Source organism: Prauserella muralis, from assembly GCF_003202285.1.
Classification (GTDB): domain Bacteria; phylum Actinomycetota; class Actinomycetes; order Mycobacteriales; family Pseudonocardiaceae; genus Prauserella_B; species Prauserella_B muralis.
In genome coordinates this window covers 452,838-474,605 of record NZ_MASW01000006.1, presented here as the reverse complement: position 1 = coordinate 474,605, position 21,768 = coordinate 452,838, and the positions used below count along the sequence as shown (strand labels likewise).

Here is a 21,768-nt window from a genome sequence, read left to right as displayed (position 1 = left end):
GCGGTCATGGTGTCACTGAGGCAGCTCCGCGAGGCCGATCCCGGCGCGTTCGACGAGCTGGCGGACCGATGGGCGCGGCTGGCGGGTCAGCTCTCCGCCGTCGCCGCCGACATCGGGACCACGGGCGGGCTGCTCGACGGCTGGCACGGCGAGGCCGCGGCTGCCGCCCGCGCGCATGTCGGCGACGTCCGCTCGGGCTATCGGACCTCGGCCGAGTACATCGAGCTCATCCCGCCCGCGCTGCGGGAGCTGTCCGACGCGATCGAGACCGCCAGAAGCACCGTCGACGGCGTCGCGGGCTCGGTGAAGTACCCGTTGTCGCTCAACGAACAGACCGGCACGGTCGTCGCGACCCACGGTGGGCCGGGTGACACCCGCACCGAGGAGGAGAAGGAACAGGACCGGCGCACGGCCGCCGAGCTGACCTCGACCATCCAGGGCGCGCTGGACGACGTCCGCGAGGCGGATCAGGCGGCGACCGCCGCGCTGGACAAGGCGACGCCGTCGGCCGCCGTTCTCGACCTGGAGGCCGTCGGCGGCGACAACATCGTCACGCCCGCCGAGATCCCCGGCGACGCCTCGCCCGCCGAGGTCACGCGGTGGTGGGACAGCCTGACGCCCATGGAGCAGGAGTCCGCCGTCTACACCCATGGCGACGTCATCGGCGGCATGGACGGGATCCCGGCCGAGGCCAGGGACCGCGCGAACCGGATCAGGTTCGCCGAGGAGTACGCCGACCTCGGCGCGCGCCGCGAGCACCTCGAGGCGCTCGGCGGCAACCGCACCGCCGACCAGGACCGGGAGTACGGGCGGCTCGGTGAGACCCTGCGGGGCATGGACGCGATCCACGAACGGCTCGAGCGTGAGCCCTCCGCGACCAGGCCCGCGTCCTACCTGCTCGACTTCTCCACCGAGGGCAACGGGCGCGGGATCGTCGCGACCGGCAACCCGGACACCGCCGACAACGTGGTGACCTCCGTGCCGGGCACCGGGTCGAACCTGGCCGGCATCGGCGGCGAGCTGGACCGAAGCGAGGTGGTGCTCGACGAGGCCAACCGGCGGTCACGCGGCGTCGACAACGCCGCCATCAGCTGGGTCGGCTACGACGCCCCGCAGGACCTCGGTCAGGCGACCAACGAACACTACGCCGAGGACGCGGCCGCGAACCTGCGCAGCTTCCAGGACGGGCTGAACGCCACCCACCAGGGCGCAGACGCGAACACCACCATGATCGGGCACAGCTACGGCTCCACGGTGATCGGGCACGCGGCGCAGGGCGGTAACTCCCAGCTGAACGTCGACAACGTGGTCTTCATCGGGAGCCCCGGCGTCGGGGTGGATCACGCGTCGGACCTGCACGTGCCGGCCGACACCACCATCTACGCCAGCACCGCCGAGAACGACGTCATCCGCGCCACGCCCCCGTTCATCCACGGCTCTCAGCCGATCGGCGAGGACTTCGGGGCCCAGGTCTTCACCTCCGACCCCGGGACGGACGGGGAGTGGTACACCGGGGGTTACTCGACCGAGGCGCATTCGGAGTACTGGAACAAGGATTCGGCGTCGCTGCGGAACATGGCCACCATCGTCCTCGGCGGACAGCCGTACTGATGGGCGCCGCGAGGGAGGCACGTGGATGATCCGGGCAGTGGTGCTGCTGGCGTGCCTGCTGGTGCTGGCGGCGTGTGGCGGCGAACGGAACGACGACGGTGGGCGGAACGGGACCGAGCCTTCATCGGGGACTGGAGAGCACATGCGGACGATGACCGAGGCTCAGGCGCGTCAGCGCGCGCAGGAGCACATTGACCGCGCGGTCGCCGCGTTGCCGGTGAAGCCGACGTTGACGTTGCAGCGTGATGATTCCGCGGAATGCGTCGACCCGACTGACGACGGGCCGCGTGGGCGCTATGAGGTCGGCAAGACCTACTGGCTCGACGGCCTGCCGAAGCACCGCAACGCGGAGTTCGTCGACGCCCTGTTCGACTACTGGGTCGGCCATGGCTTCCGGGTGCTCACCGACTGGCGGGCGAAGGACGACCGGTTCGTGTCGGTGGAGAACAACGACGACGCGTTTCGTATGTCGGTGACGGAGAGCGTCGAGGGCGATCTGTCCCTCGGCGCCTCCTCACCGTGCGTGTGGCCGGACGGTGTGCCTCCCAGCACGTGACGCTGGGCGGCTCAGCGAGTCTCGAACGCCGCCATCATCGCCATGTCCTCGTGCTCGAGGTTGTGGCAGTGCATGAGGAACGGGCCCGCGTGGTTCTCGAAACGCACCGCGACGTCGACGTACTCGGCAGGCCGCACGTCGACGGTGTCCTTCCAGCCGTGGTCGAACGGCCCCGGCCCGCGGCCGCCACGGCCGAGCACCTGGAACGGCGAGAGATGGATGTGCACCGGATGATGCAGATCGGTGAACAGCCGCCAGACCTCCACCTCGCCGAGCCGGGGGTGGGCGTCCATGCGCCGGGGGTCGAACGGCCTGCCGTTGACGACCCATCCGCGGTGGCCGTGCACCTCGCCCCTGCTGAACGTCCACTCGCGACGGATCCGGGCCGCGGCGGCGGGCAGCGGCTCGATCTCGGCGAGCCGCGCGGGCACCGCGCTGTCGTCGGCGGCCTTCCTGGCCACGACGAACCGCATGACCTCGGCGGTCGGTCCGGAGCCGAGGTCGTTGCCCAGCACCACCTCCGTGCCCACCGGATACCGCGAGAAGTCGACGACCACCTCGAACCGCTCGGCGGGCGCGATGTCCAGGTGTGAGTGCCGGACCGGGGCGGCGAGCAGGCCGCTGTCGGAGGCGATCTGCGTGAACCCGTCCCCGCCACGGGGATTCGGGCGCAGGGTGAGCCGGTAGCGACGGGCGTTGGACGCGTTGAGCAACCGGAACCGGTACCTGGCCGCGTCCACCTCCATCGTCGGCCACGGCGCGCCGTTGACGAGGATGACGTCTCCCGCCACGCCCTCCATGAAGTCCGCGGTCACTCCGGGCGGGTGCCGCAGGGCAGGGTCGAGCGACGGGTACCGGAACGAGCCGTCCTCGTCGAAGGCGCGATCGCAGATCAGCAGCGGGACGTCGCGCTCGCCGTGCGGCAGTGGCAGCGCATCGGTGATGTCGTCGTCGACCAGGTGGAAGCCGGCCAGCCCGCGCCAGACCTGTGGCGCGGTGAAGTCCATGCGGTGGTCGTGGTACCAGAGCGTCGCGGCGGGCTGGCGCAGCGGGTAGACGTACTCGCGGCTGCCGTGCCGGGTGTCGCCGGTCATGCCGGTGTGCTGGTGCGCCGCCGTGGTGCCCTCCGGGTAGAGCAGGTCGACGGGGTAGCCGTCGTGCTCGGCGGGCGTGTTGCCGCCGTGCAGGTGCACCACGGTGGGCACCGGCAGCTCGTTGCGGTGGGTCACGACGGTGCGGCGGCCCGAGCGGGAGCGGATCGTGGGGCCGGGGAACAGGCCGTCGTAACCGAAGACCGGTGTCCGGTACCCCGGCAGGATCTCGATCTCGCGCACGCGCTGCGTGATCTCGTAGTGGTCGGCGTGGGCGTCGGAGCGCACGGGCCGCTTGACCGGCGGGATGGGCAGCGGAGTGCGGAACCGGGGTGGCAGGGGAACCCGGCTGCGCAGCAGCTCGGCCGTCTGCCCCGCGCCCGCCCCGCCGCAGCCCGCGAGGCCGGAGGCGCCCGCGGCGACCAGCGCGGCACCGCCCGCCATGCCGAGAAACCGCCTACGCGACAGGCTCATGCGTCCTCCTTCGCCGACGGCGCGTCGACTGCCGGGCCGCGCGGCGGTACACCCAGACGCACAGCAGCGACTGGAGCAGCGCGACGAGGACGCCGAGCGGGATGTGCACGGCGAGCTGCCTGCTGTAGCCCATGCCGATCTGCAGGGTCACCGCCAGCAGCAGCACCCCGGACAGCGGCAGCGGCGCAAGCGCGCCGCCGCCCGGCCGCCAGTACAGCAGCGAGGCGACGACCTGCAGGAGCGCGAGCACCTCGATGAGGGTCGCGGTCGCCGAGTGGTAGTCGAGGAAGTCGAACCTGCCGGTGAGGTAGCCACCGGCGAGCACCGGTTGCGCGAGCACGCACACCGTGGTGAGCGCGACGGTGGCCCGCAGCAGCCACAGCGTGCGCCGCGGTCCTCGCGCCGTTGTTGATGTCGTGGTTGGCACGCGACCACGCTATGCGTAGGCACGCTACCTATGTATCCGGGCAGACCCGGAGATACCCCTGATTTCCCAGGGAAAGCTCTCGGGGTCGGGTGGCGGGAGCGTAGGCTTGCTACGCGTGAACACCGACGCGGTCCGAGGTCATCTGGATGGCATGCTGCTGGCGGTGCTCGAACAGGGGCCGCTGCACGGCTACGGGATCATCGAGGCGCTCCACCAGCGCAGCGGTGGCGCGCTGGACCTGCCGACGGGCACCGTGTACCCGGCGCTGCGCAGGCTCGAACGCGCGGGCTGGATCGACGGCGTCTGGAGCGTCGTCGGCGGCCGCAAGCGGCGCACCTACACCCTGAGCAGGGCGGGCAGGCGTGAGCTGGCGGCTCGGCGGTCGGAATGGATCCGGTTCAGCGGCGTCGTCGGCAGCGTGCTGGGGGGAACGACGTGACCGCGGACGCGGTGGGCGTGGCGATCGGCACGCTGGAGCGGTCGGTCCGTGGCCCGAGGCGAGCGCGTGCGGAGTTGCTGCGCGAGGTGCGGGACGGGCTGGAGGACGCCGTCGACGCGTATCGCGAGGCGGGGCTGGACCCGGTCGAGGCCCGGCGCAGGGCAGTGCAGGACTTCGGCGACGCGCGGGAAGTCGCCGCCGCCCTGCAGGAGGAACTCGCGGCAGGCTACGGCCGGGGCGCCGCGGCGCGGATGGCGGTCGCCTTTCCCGCACTGGTCGTGCTGTGGGACCTGGTGTGGGCGACGGGCTCCCAGCCCGGAGGCACACCACCCGCGGCCGGCATACTCGCGCGCCTGATCGACGGCCTGTCGTTCACCGCGGCCGCCGCATGCGGGATCGCGCTGGTGCTGTTGTGGTCACGTGGCCGGCGTGGCGTGCCCGCTGCCCGCGTGACGACGGGTGTCGGCGTGCTGGGCCTGTGCACGCTCGCCGGCGTGGGCGGCGGCAGCGTGCTGCTCAACGTCCTGAACACGGGGCGGGCCGCCTCGGCCTACAGCGATCCGCCCGCGTTCGGTGTGCTCGCGGTCACGGTCGGCGTCGCCGCGTGGCTCTGCGTGAGCGGGCAGCGCTGCCTGCGCCTCGGCAGGCTCGCCAGGTCAGGGCCGTGAGTGCCCCGCCTGGCCGGCACCTGGCCCCGGTCAGGACAGCTCGACGGGCCGGTGGGGCAGGTCGTGGGCCTTCGCGACCGCCTCGTTGGTCAGCGCGCCCGCGTGGGTGTTGAGCCCCTTCGCCAGCGCGGGGTCGCCGCCCAGCGCCTCGCGCCAGCCGTGGTCGGCCAGCCGCACCGCGTAGGGCAGCGTGACGTTCGTCAGGCCGTACGTCGAGGTCCTCGGCACCGCGCCCGGCATGTTGGCGACGCAGTAGAACACCGACTCGTGCACCCGGTAGGTCGGCTCGTCGTGGGTCGTCGGCCGCGAGTCGGCGAAGCAGCCGCCCTGGTCGATGGAGATGTCCACGAGCACGCTGCCGGGCTTCATGCGGGACACCAGCTCGTTCGACACCAGCTTCGGCGCCCTGGCGCCCGCCACCAGCACCGCGCCGATCACCAGGTCTGCCTCCAGTACGGCGTGCTCCAGCGACAGCGCGTTGGAGGTCACGGTGCGGATGCGGCCCGCGAAGTCGTCGTCGATCTGCCGCAGCCGGTCGACGTTGGTGTCCAGCACCTCGACGTCGGCGCCGAGGCCGAGCGCGATCCGGGCCGCGTTGAGCCCGGCCACGCCACCGCCGATCACGACGACCCTGGCCGGGTGCACCCCCGGAATGCCCGCGGGCAGCACGCCGCGCCCGCCGCTGGGCTTGAGCATCGCCTGCGCGCCCACCTGCGGCGCGAGCCTGCCCGCCACCTCCGACATGGGCGCGAGCAACGGCAGCGCACCGGTGTCGGTCTGCACGGTCTCGTACGCGATCGCGGTGGTGCCCGCCGAGAGCAGCGCCTCGGTGAGCGGGCGGTCCGCGGCCAGGTGCAGGTAGGTGAACAGCACCTGGTCGCCGCGCAGGCGCTCGTACTCCTCGGCGATCGGCTCCTTCACCTTGAGCACCAGCTCGCCCTCCGCCCAGGTGTCCTCGGCGGTGGCCAGGATCTTCGCACCCGCCGCCAGGTACTCCTCGTCGGTGATGGCGGAGCCGATGCCCGCATCGGCCTCGATGAAGACGTCGTGGCCGCGCCGGGTCAGCTCGTGCACGCCTGCCGGGGTCACCGCCACGCGGTACTCGTGCTTCTTGATCTCTCGGGGGACGGCGATACGCACAGGATCCTCCTGCGTCTCGTTCTGGTGTCGCTGTTCACGGTGAACCACCCGGACGGCGGTGTCATCGTCGGCGCAACACAATGCGGTCAGTGTTCCATGGTTACCCGAGCACAAACCCTTGACCTCCAGTTAAGTCGAAGTCGCACGCTGGGCTCCTGTCGAGGAAGGGGTCCCATGAGGGCGGTATGGCTGAAGGAGTTCGGCGAGCCGGAGGTGCTCGTCGCGGGCGAGGCGCCGGATCCCGAGCCGGGTGAGGGCCAGGTGCTCGTCGACGTCGCGTTCGCCAACATCACGTTCGTCGAGACGCAGTTCCGGCGCAGCGGCTGGGGGCCGTTCACCGCGCAGCCCCCGCTCATCCCGGGCAACGGCGTCGGTGGCGTGATCACCCGGGTGGGGCCGGGGGCGGATCCCGGCCTGGCGGGGCAGCGCGTGGTCAGCAGCCTGAACGGCACGGGCGGCTACGCCGAGCGCGTGGCCGTCGACGCCGGGGCCGTGCTGGAGGTGCCGGAGGGGCTGGGGCTGGACGACGCGGTGGCGCTGCTCGCGGACGGGCGCACGGCGACGATGCTCGTCTCGTGGGCGCGGCCGCGCGGCGGTGAGTGGGTGCTCGTCGAGGCGGCGGCCGGAGGGGTCGGCAGCCTGCTGGTGCAGCTCGCGCGGGCCGCGGGCGCCCGCGTCGTCGCGGCGGCGGGGGGACAGCGCAAGCTGGAGCTGGCCCGCGAACTGGGCGCCGAGGTGACCGTCGACTACCGCGACCCCGGCTGGGCCGAGCGGGTGCGCGAGGCCGCAGGCGGGGTGGACGTCGTCTTCGACGCCGTGGGTGGCGACCTCGGCCGGGCCGCGTTCGATCTGCTCGGCAGAGGTGGCCGGATGCTGCCGTTCGGGGCCGCGAGCGGGTCGATGGCCGAGATCCCGGAGGAGCTGGCCGCCGAGCGGGGCGTCACCGTGAGCTGGGAGCGGCCCGCGCCGGAGCAGCTGCGGGCGTTCGCCCGCAGCGCGCTCGCGGAGGCCGCGGCCGGGCGGCTGCGGCCGGTGATCGGCCAGCGCTTCGCGCTGGAGCGGGCGGCCGATGCGCATGCGGCCATCGAGTCGCGCGCGACGATCGGCAAGACGCTGCTGGAGGTGGCGTGATGCGCGTCGGGGTGGTGCTGCCCTCGTTCGGCCCCGAGCAGGCGGGTGACGTCGCCGCGCACGCCAGGCACGCCGAGGAGTGCGGGCTGGAGTCGGTGTGGAAGGGCGACCACCTCATCGGGGCGGCGCCCATCCTGGACAGCACGCTCGTGCTCACCGCCGCCGCGACCGCGACACAGCGGCTCAGGGTGGGTTTCGGGGTGCTGATCCCGGCGCTGCGCGGCGCGGTGTGGGCCGCGAAGCAGGTCGCCACGCTGCAGCTGTTGTCGGGCGACCGCGTCCTGCTGGGGGTGGGCGCGGGAGGGTCCGTGCACGGCGAGCCGGCGTGGCGGGTGGTGGGCGTGCCCTTCGCCGAGCGTGGCCGGTACACCGACGCGGCGCTGGAGGTGCTGCCCGGGCTCATCGAGGGCAGGACCACCGTGGTCGGGGCGGAGCCGGTGACGCTCGCACCGAAGGCCACCGTGCCGCCGGTGCTGGTCGGCGGGAGCGGGCCGGTGGCGCTGCGGCGGGCCGCCTGGTACGCCGACGAGTGGTATCCGGCGTTCGTCCCGCCTGCCGCGCTGGAGGCCGACCTGCGCAGGCTCACCGAGCTGGCCGACTCGTTCGGCAGGCCGGCGCCGGGTTTGTCGGTGTCGGTGAGCACCGGCATCGGCAAGCTCGCCGGGTCGGCGGTGGAGAGCCGGGTGCGTGGCCTGGCCGGCTACGGCTTCGACGAGCAGTGGGCGCGCGCCGCGCTGGCACTCGGCGACCCGGCCGAGGTGGCCGAGCGCTACGCCGCCTACGGCGACCTCGGTGCTGGCCGGATCGTGGCGATGCCCTTCGGCGGCGACTGGTTCCGGCAGGTGGAGCTGCTCGGCGAGGTGGCGAGGCAACTGAGCTGACGGCGGCGCCGGGAACGGCAGGGGGAGTTCCCCGATGCGGCATTGGTGGCGCTGGGCGCTACGAATGCCGCATTGGGGAAGTTGAACGCTACGAATGCCACATTGGGGAGCTTGGGGCGGCCGGTTACGCCCAGCGCTGGGTGATCAGCTGGGTGAGCAGGGCGAGCCGCAGGTCCGGGTCGTCCAGGTCGAGCGGTACCAGTTCCAGCAGCTTGCGCATGCGGTAGCGCAGGGTGTTGGGGTGGATCCGCAGGGCGTGTGCCGCCGCGCGTGGGTCGCCGGGATGCCGCAGCCACTCGTACAACGTGTGCGCGTACTCGGTGCCGGTGCTGGTGTCGTGCGCCCGGATGGCACCCAGCGGGCCCAGGTCGGTGACCCGCGCCCCGCTCGCCGCGGTCGCGACGCGGTGCAGCACCAGCGCCGTCCACACGTCGTCGAAGCACACCACCCTGCCCGGCAGCACGCCGGCGCGCAGGAGACCGAGCGCCTCCTCCGCCTCCGCCCGCGAACGGGCCAGGTCCGCGAGCCCGGCCACACTGCCCGCGGCCGCGCGCAGGGCGCCCGTCTTGCGCCCCGCGGGAACGTCGGCGAGGGCGCTCCGTAGCTCCGGCCACGACCCGGGGCCCGAGCCGTCCGGCACCACGACGTAGAGCAGGCCGCCGTTCTCGGCAGCGGGCGGGCGGCGGCCAACGCCCTGCGAGAGCCGCTCCAGCAGCGCCAGCCGCAGCCCCTCCCCGTCGAGCGTCTCGCCACCGGTGGTCTCCACGGCGACCACGCGGTGTGGCTCGTCCGCGAGGTCCAGTTCCGCCACGGCCTTGCGGGGACTCACCTCCCCGCGCAGCAGGGCCCGCAGCAGCTCGGCGGAGGCGCGGCGCTGGACCTCGGCGTGCGCGCGGCGGCGCAGCAGATGCAGCGCCACGACGGGTGCCGTATCGGCGAAGGCCGCGGCCCGCTCGTCGGAGACCGGCCCGGCCACCACCGCCCACATGGAGCCGAGCAGTTCGCCGCCCATCCGGATCGGCACGATGAGCCGCGGCTTGGTGCCGTCCCGCTGGCCGGGCACGAAGATCGTCTGCCTGCCCCGGGAGAGGTCACGGAACACGCCGCGCGAACGAAACCGCGCGAGCACGTCGTCCGGGATGCGCCGTCCCATGATCGTCGCCACCCGCGCAGGGTCGGTGATGTCCTGGCGGGCCGAGTAGGCCAGCACGCGCGAGTTGGTGTCCTCGATGGTCACCGGCGCGTCCACGACGGACGCCACCGCATCGGCGAGCCGGAACAGGTCGCTCGCGGCCGGATCGTCGCCGTTCTCCAGGGTGTCGGTCTCGTCGGCGATGGCGTCGAGCACCGTGCGCAGCAGCCACACGAGCTGCGCCCACGAGGTGGCGGCATGGACCTCGATGAGCCCGATCCCTGCCGTGCGCGCGGCGCGGCGCACCGCCGGCTTGCCCGCCAGCGGCGGCTTGAGCAGCACGGCCGCCGCCTCGTGCTCGCCGCAGCCGCGGATCAGCTCGACGGCGGCCTGCGCGTCGGGCACGGTGACGGCCAGCACGAGGTCGCCCGCGCCGAGATGCACGCCGCCCGGCTCGGCGATGACGACATCCGACACGGCGGGGCAGCCCTCCGGCAGGTGGACGGCGTGCAGCAGGGTCGGCCCCACCCTGTCGACGACGCTGCGTACCGAGACCATCTAGACACCGTCGGGGGTGCGGGCGTCGATGTCGCTGGGCGTGAACTGCTCGCGCTTGGTGGTCAATGCCCAGCGGTGGCCGTCCGGGTCGACCACCCGGCCGTAGCGCTCGCCGAAGAACATCTCCTCGACGGGCGCCTCCACCGTGGCGCCCGCGAACACCGCCCGCCGGAGGAGGTCGTCCGGGTCCTCGGTCTCCAGGGTGAGCAGCATCGGGGTGCCGCCGAGCGTCGCGGGCGCGAGCGCGTCGAGGGCAGGGATCTCCTGGCTGACGAGCAGCCGCGCGTCACCGACCGCGACGTCCACGAACAACACGGTGCCGTCGGGCAGCAGGTTCCGGAACAGCTCCACCGCGCCGAACGCCCTGCGGTAGAAGGACAGCGCCGTGTCGACGTCCTTGACGAACAGGTGGGGCACCAGGCCGAGTGCCCGGCTTGGGGCGTTCATGCCGTTCTCGCCTGCCCGTCGAGCAGCCCGGCGTCCACGGCCGCGGCGGTGAGCCGTTCGAGGAGCTCGGCCTCGCGCACGGCGACCTGCCTGCCGAGGTCGGTGAGCTGGTAGTAGCGGCGCCGCGCGTCGTGCGGCTCGTCCTCGCTCATGCCGGGAGCTTCCTGCACGAGCCCGTCCGCCGCTAGCCGGGCGAGCGTCCGGTACAGCGTGCCGGGGCCGAGCTGCACGGAGCCACCGGTGATCTCGCCGACGAACCCCATGATCCCGTAGCCGTGCGCTCTGCCACCCGCGAGTGCGAGCAGCACCTGGAAGCCCGCGGGGGTCACGGGCGGCAGGTTGCGCTGCGCCATGCGCCGAGCATACACTCCAGTCTCGTTGTATCCGAGATGGATATATCCGAACAGGAGTCAATCATGGGTATGCGGGGCGTGAGCAAGGTCGTCATCGGGGTGCGCGACCAGCAGCGGGCGAGGGAGTTCTGGTCGCAGACCCTGGGGTTCACGGTCACCACCGACGCGCCGTACGGGGACGGCGGCCACCGCTGGCTGGAGGTGACCTCACCTGACGGCCGGACGGCGCTCGTGCTCAGTGCCGACCCGGACGACGAGTTCCGGTTTCCCGTCCGCGAGGGCCGGCCCACGGCGAACGTCTTCTTCTACGCCGACGACGTCGAACGGACCTACGAGGAGCTGTCGGCCAAGGGCGTGGAGTTCCCGGCGAAGCCGACCCGTCAGCCGTGGGGCTGGTGGGCGATGTTCGCCGATCCGGACGGCAACCGCTATGCGCTGCAGCAGAGGGAGCCCTGACCGCGTCAGTCGGTGAGCGCGTCGGCGATCCACGGCGCCACCGGCAGGCCACGCTCGAGGCACTCGGCCGACAGCCGCATCGTCCAGCGCAGCGCCTGCAGCAGAAGGCTGTCCACCTCGTCGGGCGCCGCGCTGGCCAAGGCGATCTCCACCTGCTCCTCCGCCGCCTCGGTGTTGCCGTGCACCTCGGCCAGCAACGTCCGCACGGCCGTGCGGACCGGCGGGTCGGCCTGGTCGATGGAGACCTCCTCGCCCGCCTCGTCGAAAACCTGCACCTTGACGGGTGCGGCGCCGCCGTCGCCGAGCGAGCCGACCATGGCGCTGCACGTGCCGAACAGCAGCAGGGTCAGCTCGCGCGTCTCGGCCAGCCGATCGCCCGCGGACGGTGCCAGCACGTCGAGCGCCTCGGCGTCGTCGCCGAGGCGCATCGCGAGGAGCGCTCGCTGTGCCTTCTCGACGAGCGAGGGCTGCTCGTCGCCACCGGAGTCCGCGTGCACGTGCCTATCAAACACCAGGGGCGCCGGATTGTGGTGCGCCCGCTTGAGTGATCGTCATTTCGCTGCGTACAACGCACCCAGCGCCAGGTGACCCAGCAGTTCGGCCAGCTCGTCACCCGGAAGGTGGCGGTTGTGCGGGGTGGAGTTGATGAGGCCGAACACCGCGTGCGCCGTCGAGCGGGCTCGCGGCTCGTCCAGATGAGGCACCGCCGCGCGCAGGGTGCGCACCCACACCTCGACGTAGCGGCGCTGCAGTGCCCGCACCTGCTTGCGGTCGGCGTCGGTGAGGTTGGCGAGGTTGCGTTCCTGCACGGTGATGAGCGCGGGCTGGGCGAGTGCGAACTCCACGTGGAAGGCCACGAGCGCGGCCAGCGTCTCGTCGGGGTCGCCCGTGCGCTCCGCCTGCCGCCTGCCGCCGTCGAGCAGGTACTCGCTGATCGACGTCAGCATCTCGCCGAGCATGGCGTCCTTGCTGCGGAAGTGGCGGTACAGTGCCGGGCCCGAGATGCCGACGGCGGCGCCGATGTCGTCGATGCCGACCCCGTGGAAGCCGTGCCGGGCGAACAGTTCGGCCGCGGCCGCGAGGATCTGCTCGCGCCGGGTGGCCTTCTCGCCACCGGCCAGCGGGACAGGGCTGGAGGACATCTCGTCAGTCTAGGCGAGGTCGGTTAGCGAGCGCTAACATCCGCTGCGACTTCCGGCGTGGTCCGGTCGGGTTACCGGCCGTCCGTGATCTTCCGCCCCGGTGAACCGGCTGGTAAAGCTCTTACCGGCGAATGGTTAACGAAGGGGTCGGCCATGCTCGTGAAAGCTTGTCGTGTCCTCTCGGTGTTCCTGGTCGTCTCGCTCGCGTCGCTGTTCTCCCCGGTCGCCAACGCTGCGGCCGTCAGCTACGTCGCGCTCGGCGACTCCTACTCCTCCGGCGTCGGTGCGGGCGACTACGGCGACTCCGGGTCGTGCAAGCGCAGCGCCAACGCCTATCCCCAGCTGTGGGCCACGTCCCACGGCGTTTCCGACTTCCGGTTCGTGGCCTGCCTCGGCGCCCGGACCAGCGACGTGCTCGGGCAGGCCGACGCGCTGAGCGCGAGCACCACGTTCGTGACGGTCTCGGTCGGCGGCAACGACGCCGGGTTCACCGACGTCATGACCGACTGCACGCTCGGCGGCGACCAGGCGTGTGTGGACCGGGTCGAGGAGGCCAAGGCGTTCGTCCGCGAGACGTTGCCCGCGCGGCTCGACACCGTCTACGCCACGATCGCGAGCCGTGCGCCGTCCGCCGAGGTCGTCGTGCTCGGGTACCCGCGCTTCTACCAGCTCGAGGGCTCGTGCAACGCCGGGCTGAGCGAGACGAAGCGGGCCGCCATCAACTCGGGTGCCGACACGCTCGCGGAGGTCACCGCGCAGCGGGCCGCCGCGGCCGGGTTCACGTTCGTGGACGTCCGCGGGCCGTTCACCGGGCACGAAATCTGCTCGGCCGACTGGTGGCTGCACAGCCTGACCTGGCCGGTCGACGAGTCCTACCACCCGAACGTCAAGGGGCAGTCGCTCGGCTACCTGCCCGCGCTGGAGGCGGTCGCAGGCTGAGTGTCCGCGCCTCTGGACAGCCCGGGTTAGCGGTCGCTAACATCTCGCGTGGTGTTAACGGCTGCTAACCTGAGGGCGTGATGGACACTCCAGCGCTGACCACGTCGGCCGATCCGCGCGAAGAGGCGTATGCCCGCAACGCGAGCGCGCACGCCGAGCTGGTGGAGGATCTCCGCAAACGGCTCGCCACCGCGCGGCTCGGCGGACCCGAGAAGGCCCGAGCCCGCCATGTGGAACGCGGCAAGCTGCTGCCGCGCGACCGGGTGGACGCGCTGCTCGACCCCGGCTCGCCGTTTCTCGAGCTCTCGCCGCTCGCGGCGACCGGGCTCTACGACGACGAGGCGCCGTCGGCCGGGATCATCACCGGCATCGGGCGGGTGTCCGGGCGCGAGTGCGTGATCGTCGCCAACGACGCGACGGTCAAGGGCGGGACCTACTACCCGATGACCGTCAAGAAGCACCTGCGCGCGCAGGAAGTCGCCCTGCACAACCACCTGCCCTGCATCTACCTCGTCGACTCGGGCGGCGCGTTCCTGCCCCGGCAGGACGAGGTGTTCCCCGACCGCGAGCACTTCGGCCGCATCTTCTACAACCAGGCCACGATGTCCGCGCGCGGCATCCCGCAGATCGCCGCCGTGCTCGGGTCCTGCACGGCGGGCGGCGCGTACGTTCCTGCGATGAGCGACGAGGCCGTGATCGTGCGCAACCAGGGCACGATCTTCCTGGGCGGGCCGCCGCTGGTGAAGGCCGCGACCGGCGAGGTGGTCACCGCCGAGGAGCTCGGCGGCGGCGACGTGCACGCGCGTTCGTCCGGCGTCACGGACCACCTGGCCGCCGACGACGCCGACGCGCTGCGCATCGTCCGCTCGATCGTCTCGACGCTGGGGCCGCGTGCGCCACGGCCGTGGGACGTGCTGCCCGCCGAGGAACCCGCCGCCGACCCCCGCGAGCTGTACGGGGTGGTGCCCGCCGACTCGCGCACGCCCTACGACGTGCGTGAGGTGATCGCACGGATCGTCGACGGCAGCCGGTTCGGCGAGTTCAAGAAGGAGTACGGCGGCACGCTCGTCACCGGCTTCGCCCGCATCCACGGCCACCCGGTGGGCATCGTCGCCAACAACGGCGTGCTGTTCGCCGAGTCGGCGATGAAGGGTGCGCACTTCATCGAGCTGTGTGACAAGCGGTCGATCCCGCTGGTGTTCCTGCAGAACATCACCGGCTTCATGGTCGGGAAGGCCTACGAGGCCGGCGGGATCGCCAAGCACGGGGCCAAGATGGTCACCGCCGTGGCCTGCGCGCGGGTGCCGAAGTTCACCGTCATCATCGGCGGCTCGTTCGGCGCGGGCAACTACTCGATGTGCGGGCGGGCCTACTCGCCCCGGTTCCTGTGGATGTGGCCCAACGCCCGCATCTCCGTGATGGGCGGCGAGCAGGCGGCCTCGGTGCTGGCCACCGTGCGCCGCGACGCCGTCGAGGCACGCGGTGAGGACTGGCCCGCCGAGGCCGAGGAGGCGTTCAAGGACCCGATCCGGGAACAGTACGAGCACCAGGGCAATCCCTACTACTCCACCGCACGGCTGTGGGACGACGGCGTGATCGACCCGATGGACACGCGCACGGTGCTGGGCCTCGCGCTGTCGGCGTCGGCCAACGCACCGCTGGATCCGGTCGGCTACGGCGTCTTCAGGATGTGAGGACTCAGAGCATGTTCGACACTGTTCTCGTCGCCAACCGCGGGGAGATCGCCGTCCGCGTCATCGGCACGCTGCGCCGCCTCGGCATCCGCTCCGTCGCGGTCTACAGCGACGCCGACGCCGATGCCCGGCACGTCAGGGAGGCCGACACGGCCGTGCGGCTCGGCCCCGCCGAGGCGGCACGGAGCTATCTGTCCATTCCGGACGTCATGCGCGCGGCCGTGGAGTCCGGCGCGCAGGCGGTGCACCCCGGATACGGCTTCCTCGCCGAGAACGCCGGGTTCGCCAAGGCCTGCGCGGAGGCGGGCCTCGTGTTCGTGGGGCCACCGGCGAGCGCCATCGAGGCGATGGGCGACAAGATCCGCGCGAAGGCCACTGTCGCCGCCGCCGGGGTTCCGGTCGTTCCCGGCAGGTCCGATGTCGACGACGTCGCGGCCGCTGCGGACGACGTCGGCTACCCGGTGCTGCTCAAGCCCTCCGCCGGTGGCGGCGGCAAGGGCATGCGGCTGGTGCACGACCCGGCCGAGCTGGCCGACGCCGTGGAATCGGCACAGCGGGAGGCGCGCAGTGCCTTCGGCGACGACCGGCTGCTCATCGAGCGGTTCGTCACCACGCCCCGGCACATCGAGATCCAGGTGCTCGCCGATGGCCACGGCAACGTCATCCACCTCGGCGAGCGCGAGTGCAGCCTGCAGCGGCGGCACCAGAAGATCGTCGAGGAAGCGCCGTCGGCCCTGCTGGATGCCGGCACGCGGGCACGCATGGGTGCCTCGGCCGTCGAGGCGGCCCGCTCCGTCGGCTATGTCGGCGCGGGCACCGTCGAGTTCATCGTCTCGGCCAAGGACCCCGGTGAGTTCTTCTTCATGGAGATGAACACGCGCCTGCAGGTGGAGCACCCGGTGACCGAGCTGGTCACCGGACTCGACCTCGTGGAGTGGCAGTTGCGCGTCGCCGCGGGGGAGGAGCTGACCGTGCGCCAGCAGGACGTGCGCCTGGACGGCCACGCCGCCGAGGCGCGCGTCTACGCCGAGGACCCGGCCAGGGGGTTCGTCCCCACGGGCGGCACCGTCCTCGCACTCGCCGAACCGCGTGGCGCGCACGTCCGCGTCGACTCGGGACTGCGTGAGGGCACGAGCGTCGGCTCCAGCTACGACCCGATGCTCGCCAAGGTCGTGGCGTGGGGGCCCGACCGCGCGGCCGCGCTCCACCGGCTCGACCGGGCACTCGCCGAGACGGCCGTGCTCGGCGTGACGACCAACGTGCCGTTCCTGAGAGCACTCGTGCAGGACCCCGACGTCCGGCAGGGCACCCTCGACACCGGGCTGGTCGAACGCAGGCTCGACGAGCTGACCTCGCGCGAGGTGCCCGAGGAGTTCTTCGTCGCCGCCGCGCTCGACCGCCTGCTCGGCCTGTACCCGGCGGGGCCGGTCGTTGACCCCTGGGACGTGCCCAGCGGCTGGCGGCTCGGCGCGAGCGCAGGCGTGGTGTTCCGGTTGCGCGCCGAGCACACCGAGGCGCTGGTGCGCATCGAGGGCACGCCCTCGGCGGCGCTGGTGAGTGTGGACGGTGGCGAGCCGGTGACGGCGGCCGCCGAGCGGCGGGACGGCGAGCTCGCGGTGCGGTGCGGCGGCGAGTACCGCGCCTACCGGCGCGCGGCCTCGCCCGACGGCACGCTGTGGCTGGCCCGCGAGGGATACGGCGTGGCGATCGGCGAGGTGCCGAACCTGCTCGCGAGCCACGCCGAATCCACCGAGGCGGGCCCGGTCACCAGTCCCATGCCGGGCACCGTGCTCGTGGTCAAGGCCGAGCGCGGCGACACCGTCGCGGCAGGCGCCCCGCTGCTCGTGGTGGAGGCCATGAAGATGGAACACACGATCACCGCGCCGGTCGACGGCGTGGTCACCGAACTGCACGTCCGCGCGGGCCAACAGGTCGCGCTCGACGAGCCCCTCGCCCTGGTCACCCCTCAGGAGGAAAACTCATGATCGACTTCCGGCTCGGCGACGAGTACGAGGCTCTGCGCAAGACCGTCCAGGACTTCGCGCAGAACGAGGTGGCGCCGGTGATCGGCGGCTTCTACGAGCGTGAGGAGTTCCCGTACGACCTGGTGGCCGGGATGGGCCGGATGGGGCTGTTCGGCCTGCCGTTTCCCGAGGAGTTCGGCGGCATGGGCGGCGACTACTTCGCGCTGTGCCTGGCGCTGGAGGAACTGGCCAGGGTCGACTCGTCGGTGGCCATCACGCTGGAGGCGGGTGTGTCGCTCGGCGCGATGCCGATCTACCGGTTCGGCTCCGACGAGCAGAAGCGCCGGTGGCTTCCCGCCCTGTGCGCGGGCGAGGCGCTCGGCGCGTTCGGTCTCACCGAGCCCGGCGGCGGCTCCGACGCGGGCGCCACACGGACCACGGCCCGCCTCGACGACGGCGGGGGTGACTGGGTCATCAACGGCAGCAAGTCCTTCATCACCAACTCCGGCACCGACATCACCCGGCTCGTGACCGTGACTGCGGTGACGGGACAGAAGCCGGACGGCCGCAAGGAGATCTCGGCGATCATCGTGCCGTCGGGCACACCGGGCTTCACCGTGGCGCCGAAGTACTCGAAGGTCGGCTGGAACGCCTCGGACACCCACGAGCTGTCCTTCGACGACTGCCGGGTGCCCGCCGGCAACCTCCTCGGCGAGCGCGGGCGCGGTTACGCCCAGTTCCTGTCCATTCTGGACGAGGGCAGGATCGCGATCGCGGCGCTGAGCGTCGGACTGGCGCAGGGCTGCGTGGACGAGTGCCTGCGGTACGTGAACGAGCGCGAGGCGTTCGGCAGCAAGATCGGTGCCTACCAGGCCATCCAGTTCAAGATCGCCGACATGGAGACGCGCGCGCACACCGCGCGGCTTGCCTACTATCAGGCGGCGGCGAAGATGCTGCGCGGCGAGCCGTTCAAGAAGGAGGCGGCCATCGCCAAGCTGGTGTCGTCCAACGCGGCGATGGACAACGCCAGGGACGCGACACAGGTCTTCGGCGGCTACGGGTTCATGAACGAGTTCCCGGTTGGCCGCTTCTACCGGGACGCGAAGATCCTGGAGATCGGTGAGGGCACGAGTGAGGTGCAGCGCATGCTCATCGCCCGCGAGCTCGGCCTTCCCAGCTGAACCGGGCTGTGATAGGTATACCGGTATAACTATCACGACGTGGAATGGGCTGTGCGGTGATCGAACTCAAGACGCCCGGTGAACTGGACGCCATGCGGCTGGCCGGCAAGGTGGTCGCGACGGCGTTGCAGGCCGTCAGGTCCGCGGCAGGCGTCGGTACGTCGTTGCGGGAACTGGACGAGGTGGCGGCGGACGTGCTGGCCGACGCGGGCGCTCGCTCGTCGTTCCTGCACTACCACCCGGGGTTCGCGCCAAGCCCGTACCCGGCCGTGCTGTGCACCAGTGTCAACGACGCCGTGGTGCACGGCATCCCCACCGCCCACCGGCTGGCCGACGGCGACCTGCTCAGCATCGACTTCGGCGCCGAGGTCGACGGCTGGCACGGCGACGCGGCCGTCAGCTTCGTCGTCGGCACCCCGCGGCAGGCCGACCTCGACCTGATCGCCACGACGGAGCGTGCGCTCGACGCCGGCATCGCCGCCGCCAGGCCGGGCAACCGGCTCGGTGACATCGGTCACGCCATCGGCACGGTTGGGCGCTCGGCGGGCTACGGCCTGCTCGCCGACCACGGCGGGCACGGTGTCGGGCGCGCGATGCACGAGGCGCCGCACGTGCCCAACGAGGCGACCGCGGGCACCGGCCTGGGGCTGCGGCCCGGCATGGTCCTCGCCATCGAGCCGATGTTCGTCGCGGGCGGGGTGGACGCCTACCGGCTGGGCGAGGACGGCTGGACGTTGTTCACCGCCGACGGCAGCAGGGCCGCGCACGTCGAGCACACGGTGGCGATCACCGCCGACGGTCCCCGCATCCTCACCGCGCCGTGACGGGACTGGTGATCCGCCCTGGCGGCGAACACGACACGGCGCTGCTGCTGGCGATGTTCGACGGCGCCGTCGCGTGGCTCACCGAGCGGGGCCGCGAGGGCCAGTGGGGGTCGCAGCCCTGGTCGGCCGACGCCCGGCGGGTCGAGCGGGTACGAGGCATGGCGGCGGGCGGTGGGCTGCTGATCGCCGAACGCGGCGGGGAGGCGGCGGGCGCCATGGTGCTCACCGAGCACCCACCCGCGCACATCCCGCCCGTCGACGAGCCCGAGTTGTACATCGACCTGCTGATCACCGCGCGGCAGCACACCGGCGCGGGTGTCGGCGCCTTCCTGCTCGGACACGCCCGGGACGAAGCCCGGCGGCGCGGGCTGGGGCTGCTCCGGGTGGACTGCTGGGCGGGCGGCGACGGTGCGCTCGTGCGCTACTACACCGGCCAGGGCTTCACACCCACCGAGACGTTCCAGGTCGGGGACTGGGCCGGGCAGGTCTTCGCGTGCCGCCTCGATGTGACGGCATGAGTTAACGTGTCACCCCGTAGGACGAGGGAGGCGGGATGACGACACCCCCGGCGCGGCTGGTGTCAGCGGCGTCCAACGTGGCGGCGAAGGTGCTGCACGGCGGCGTGGCCGACCTGCGTCCGGTGCCCAGGGTGCTCATCGACCAGGGGCCCAACCGATCGGTGTACCGGATGACCGGCGCGGGCGGAGCGACGCCCGCGGGCCAGCCGGTGCTGCTGGTGCCGCCACTGGCGGCTCCGGCGCTGTGCTTCGACCTGCGCCGCGGGTGCAGTCTCGCCGAGCACCTGGTGGCCGGGGGCAGGCGCACCTACCTGGTGGACTACGGCAACGTCGCGTTCGCCGACCGCGGGCTCGGCGTCGAGCACTGGATCGACGAGGTGCTGCCGAGGGCGATCCGCAAGGTGAGCAGCGACGCCGGCGGCCGCCCGGTGCACCTCGTCGCGTGGTGCCTCGGCGGCATCTTCTCCCTGCTGACCGCCGCCGACCGCTCCGACTTGCCGATCGAGTCCATCACCACGATCGCCTCGCCGTTCGACTTCACCGCCATCCCGCTGGTGGCGCCGTTCCGGCCGCTCATCGAGGCCACCGGCGGGCACCTGCTGACGCCGTTCTACCGGCTGCTCGGCGGCGCACCGTCCTATCTGGTCAGCCGCGTGTTCCGGGCCACCGGGCTCAACAAGGAGATCACCAAGCCGCTGGCGATCCTGCGCAACCTCGACGATCGGGAGTTCCTCGCCCAGATCGAGGCGGTGGACCACTTCATGGACAACATGATCGCCTACCCGGGGCGCACGTTCGGCCAGCTGTACCACCGGTTCTTCCGCGCGAACGACCTCGCCGAGGGCAGCGTCGATCTGGGAGGCCGGGTCATCTCGCTGTCCGGCGTCACGGCGCCGACCCTGGTGATCGCGGGCGAGCAGGACACGATCGCTCCGCGCAGGGCGGTCGAGCGGCTGGTGGGGCTCTTGCCGAACGCCAAGGAGGTGCGCTTCGAGGTGGCGCCAGGGGGACACCTCGGCGTGCTCACCGGGCGCAGGGCCCGCGACACCACCTGGCTGCACGTGGACCGGTTCCTGGCCGACCACCTCGGCTGAGGTTGCGTCTCTCCCCGACGCCCGGTATGCATAACTCATGCATCCAGACGAGCGACGTACCGCGAACCTGCTCGGGGCGGCGGCGCTCGCGGTCAGCGAGCTGATGCTGGCCGGGGCCACCGCCGCGGCCGGAACGAGCGAGAGCGGCGCCTCGGCGCTGGTGGTGCTGTCGGGTGCGCCCGGACTCAGCGTCACCGAGCTGGGCAGGCGCGTGGGGCTGAGTCAGCCCGCCGCGGCGCGGATGGTCGACTCGCTGGAGGGGCGGGGTCTCGTCGAACGCAGGCAGACGGTGGGGCGCTGGGTCGCCGTCCACCTCACCGGCGCGGGACGGGCCGCGGCGGGGCAGATCCTGGACTCGCGCGGCGGCAGGCTGACGGAGCTGGTGCGGGAGCTGGACGAGCGGGAGCGCGCCGCACTCGACGGCGCACTCGGCACGTTGCTGACGCGGCTCTACGGCACGGTGGGCAACGCACGTCTGCTGTGCCGACTGTGCGATGTGGACGTGTGCGTCGAGAACGACCACACCTGCCCGGTTGGCGCGGCGGAACGGGCGGAACGCGGCGAGGCTTGACCTCCACTTTGCTGGAGGTGTGAGGCTGGCCGCATGACATCCGTATCGCCGCAGCCGCCGACCGCCGCGGACGCCACCGCGGGCACCGAGACCGACATCGCCGCCATCAGGCAGATCGTGGCGGACACCGAGACCGCGTTCAACACCAACGATCCCGACCTGCTGTCCGCACACTTCGCGCGTGATGCGAACGTGGTCAACGCGGCCGGGGTGCGCCTTTCGGGCCGCTCCGAGATCGACGAGGCGAACCGGCAGGGTCTCGCGGGGTTCCTGCGCGACCAGTACGCGCGCTACGACGTCGCCGACATCGTTTTCCTGCGGCCGGACGTCGCGCTGGCGTACAAGGAGGCCCGCGCGACGACGGCCGACGGAGAGCTGATCGATCTGGACCACACGATGATCGCGCTGTACGTGCTGGTCAGGCAGCAGGGCAGGTGGTGGATCGCGGCCAGGCAGAACACGCTCGTGGCGTCCTGA

General features: G+C 72.2%; 24 protein-coding genes. 16 read left to right on the top strand and 8 right to left on the bottom strand.

What is annotated here, in order from left to right; translation table 11 throughout:
- The first annotated feature begins 6 nt into the window (after positions 1-6).
- Together BAY60_RS27660 and BAY60_RS27655 are read left to right on the top strand one after the other, a co-directional pair.
- The gene (locus tag BAY60_RS27660) at positions 7-1,611 is read left to right on the top strand and encodes an alpha/beta hydrolase (RefSeq protein WP_112284284.1); all 1,605 of its coding nucleotides are present in this window, start codon (positions 7-9) and stop codon (positions 1,609-1,611) included.
- 25 nt (positions 1,612-1,636) lie between these two features.
- Entirely contained in the window at positions 1,637-2,167 is a 531-nt protein-coding gene (locus BAY60_RS27655) for a hypothetical protein (protein ID WP_112284283.1), read from the top strand.
- Between the two features lie 11 nt (positions 2,168-2,178).
- Here the strand turns inward: BAY60_RS27655 and BAY60_RS27650 are convergent, their stop codons facing one another.
- Together BAY60_RS27650 and BAY60_RS27645 are read right to left on the bottom strand one after the other, a co-directional pair.
- Positions 2,179-3,732, bottom strand: a complete 1,554-nt coding sequence (locus BAY60_RS27650) for a multicopper oxidase family protein (protein ID WP_112284282.1) — start codon at positions 3,730-3,732, stop codon at positions 2,179-2,181.
- Positions 3,716-4,159 carry a hypothetical protein gene (locus tag BAY60_RS27645; RefSeq protein WP_112284281.1) on the bottom strand — a complete coding sequence of 148 codons (444 nt, stop codon included), beginning with the start codon at positions 4,157-4,159 and terminating at the stop codon, positions 3,716-3,718. Before BAY60_RS27645 ends, BAY60_RS27650 begins: the two co-directional genes overlap by 17 nt.
- A 115-nt stretch (positions 4,160-4,274) precedes the next feature.
- Here BAY60_RS27645 and BAY60_RS27640 point away from each other — a divergent pair, with 115 nt between their 5' ends.
- Positions 4,275-4,598 (top strand): PadR family transcriptional regulator, encoded by a 324-nt coding sequence (locus BAY60_RS27640; RefSeq protein WP_112284280.1) that lies wholly within the window; start codon positions 4,275-4,277, stop codon positions 4,596-4,598.
- The gene (locus BAY60_RS27635; RefSeq protein WP_112284279.1) at positions 4,595-5,266 is read left to right on the top strand and encodes a permease prefix domain 1-containing protein; all 672 of its coding nucleotides are present in this window, start codon (positions 4,595-4,597) and stop codon (positions 5,264-5,266) included. The genes BAY60_RS27640 and BAY60_RS27635 overlap by 4 nt, the downstream gene beginning before the upstream one ends.
- A gap of 30 nt (positions 5,267-5,296) precedes the next feature.
- Here BAY60_RS27635 and ald read toward each other — a convergent pair whose 3' ends face one another.
- Positions 5,297-6,406: an alanine dehydrogenase gene (gene ald / locus BAY60_RS27630; RefSeq protein WP_112284278.1), complete on the bottom strand. Its 1,110-nt coding sequence runs from the start codon at positions 6,404-6,406 to the stop codon at positions 5,297-5,299.
- Between the two features lie 174 nt (positions 6,407-6,580).
- Here ald and BAY60_RS27625 point away from each other — a divergent pair, with 174 nt between their 5' ends.
- The gene (locus BAY60_RS27625) at positions 6,581-7,537 is read left to right on the top strand and encodes a zinc-binding dehydrogenase (RefSeq protein ID WP_112284277.1); all 957 of its coding nucleotides are present in this window, start codon (positions 6,581-6,583) and stop codon (positions 7,535-7,537) included.
- Positions 7,537-8,418 carry an LLM class flavin-dependent oxidoreductase gene (locus tag BAY60_RS27620; protein ID WP_112284276.1) on the top strand — a complete coding sequence of 294 codons (882 nt, stop codon included), beginning with the start codon at positions 7,537-7,539 and terminating at the stop codon, positions 8,416-8,418. The genes BAY60_RS27625 and BAY60_RS27620 overlap by 1 nt, the downstream gene beginning before the upstream one ends.
- Positions 8,419-8,542: 124 nt before the next feature.
- Here the strand turns inward: BAY60_RS27620 and BAY60_RS27615 are convergent, their stop codons facing one another.
- The 3 genes from BAY60_RS27615 to BAY60_RS27605 are packed head-to-tail and all read right to left on the bottom strand — an operon-like array spanning position 8,543 to position 10,908.
- On the bottom strand, positions 8,543-10,108 hold the full coding sequence (locus tag BAY60_RS27615; protein WP_112284275.1) for a PucR family transcriptional regulator: 1,566 nt from the start codon (positions 10,106-10,108) through the stop codon (positions 8,543-8,545).
- Entirely contained in the window at positions 10,109-10,555 is a 447-nt protein-coding gene (locus tag BAY60_RS27610; protein WP_112284274.1) for a VOC family protein, read from the bottom strand. It abuts the gene before it with no gap.
- Positions 10,552-10,908, bottom strand: a complete 357-nt coding sequence (locus BAY60_RS27605) for a PadR family transcriptional regulator (RefSeq protein WP_112284273.1) — start codon at positions 10,906-10,908, stop codon at positions 10,552-10,554. Before BAY60_RS27605 ends, BAY60_RS27610 begins: the two co-directional genes overlap by 4 nt.
- Positions 10,909-10,971: 63 nt before the next feature.
- Between BAY60_RS27605 and BAY60_RS27600 the strand changes: the two genes are divergently transcribed.
- A complete protein-coding gene (locus BAY60_RS27600; RefSeq protein ID WP_112284272.1) occupies positions 10,972-11,364 on the top strand; it encodes a VOC family protein in 393 nt (130 codons plus the stop codon).
- Positions 11,365-11,369: 5 nt separating this feature from the next.
- Here BAY60_RS27600 and BAY60_RS27595 read toward each other — a convergent pair whose 3' ends face one another.
- The gene (locus BAY60_RS27595) at positions 11,370-11,792 is read right to left on the bottom strand and encodes a hypothetical protein (protein WP_245992866.1); all 423 of its coding nucleotides are present in this window, start codon (positions 11,790-11,792) and stop codon (positions 11,370-11,372) included.
- A gap of 123 nt (positions 11,793-11,915) precedes the next feature.
- Positions 11,916-12,506: an SACE_7040 family transcriptional regulator gene (locus BAY60_RS27590; protein WP_112284270.1), complete on the bottom strand. Its 591-nt coding sequence runs from the start codon at positions 12,504-12,506 to the stop codon at positions 11,916-11,918.
- 153 nt (positions 12,507-12,659) lie between these two features.
- Between BAY60_RS27590 and BAY60_RS27585 the strand changes: the two genes are divergently transcribed.
- The 9 genes from BAY60_RS27585 to BAY60_RS27545 all read left to right on the top strand — a co-directional run bounded on the left by BAY60_RS27585 (position 12,660) and on the right by BAY60_RS27545 (position 21,768).
- Positions 12,660-13,445, top strand: coding sequence for an SGNH/GDSL hydrolase family protein (locus BAY60_RS27585; RefSeq protein ID WP_112284269.1), 786 nt, complete (start codon positions 12,660-12,662; stop codon positions 13,443-13,445).
- Positions 13,446-13,525: 80 nt separating this feature from the next.
- A complete protein-coding gene (locus tag BAY60_RS27580) occupies positions 13,526-15,139 on the top strand; it encodes a carboxyl transferase domain-containing protein (RefSeq protein ID WP_112284268.1) in 1,614 nt (537 codons plus the stop codon).
- Between the two features lie 11 nt (positions 15,140-15,150).
- Entirely contained in the window at positions 15,151-17,124 is a 1,974-nt protein-coding gene (locus tag BAY60_RS27575) for an acetyl-CoA carboxylase biotin carboxylase subunit (protein WP_112284267.1), read from the top strand.
- Positions 17,121-18,284 (top strand): acyl-CoA dehydrogenase family protein, encoded by a 1,164-nt coding sequence (locus BAY60_RS27570; RefSeq protein WP_112284266.1) that lies wholly within the window; start codon positions 17,121-17,123, stop codon positions 18,282-18,284. The genes BAY60_RS27575 and BAY60_RS27570 overlap by 4 nt, the downstream gene beginning before the upstream one ends.
- 56 nt (positions 18,285-18,340) lie before the next feature.
- Positions 18,341-19,108: a type I methionyl aminopeptidase gene (gene map / locus BAY60_RS27565; RefSeq protein ID WP_112284653.1), complete on the top strand. Its 768-nt coding sequence runs from the start codon at positions 18,341-18,343 to the stop codon at positions 19,106-19,108.
- Positions 19,105-19,626 carry a GNAT family N-acetyltransferase gene (locus tag BAY60_RS27560; RefSeq protein WP_112284265.1) on the top strand — a complete coding sequence of 174 codons (522 nt, stop codon included), beginning with the start codon at positions 19,105-19,107 and terminating at the stop codon, positions 19,624-19,626. The genes map and BAY60_RS27560 overlap by 4 nt, the downstream gene beginning before the upstream one ends.
- A 35-nt stretch (positions 19,627-19,661) precedes the next feature.
- Entirely contained in the window at positions 19,662-20,720 is a 1,059-nt protein-coding gene (locus BAY60_RS27555) for an alpha/beta fold hydrolase (protein WP_112284264.1), read from the top strand.
- Positions 20,721-20,757: 37 nt separating this feature from the next.
- A complete protein-coding gene (locus BAY60_RS27550) occupies positions 20,758-21,291 on the top strand; it encodes a MarR family winged helix-turn-helix transcriptional regulator (protein WP_112284263.1) in 534 nt (177 codons plus the stop codon).
- A gap of 33 nt (positions 21,292-21,324) precedes the next feature.
- Positions 21,325-21,768 (top strand): SgcJ/EcaC family oxidoreductase, encoded by a 444-nt coding sequence (locus BAY60_RS27545; RefSeq protein ID WP_112284262.1) that lies wholly within the window; start codon positions 21,325-21,327, stop codon positions 21,766-21,768.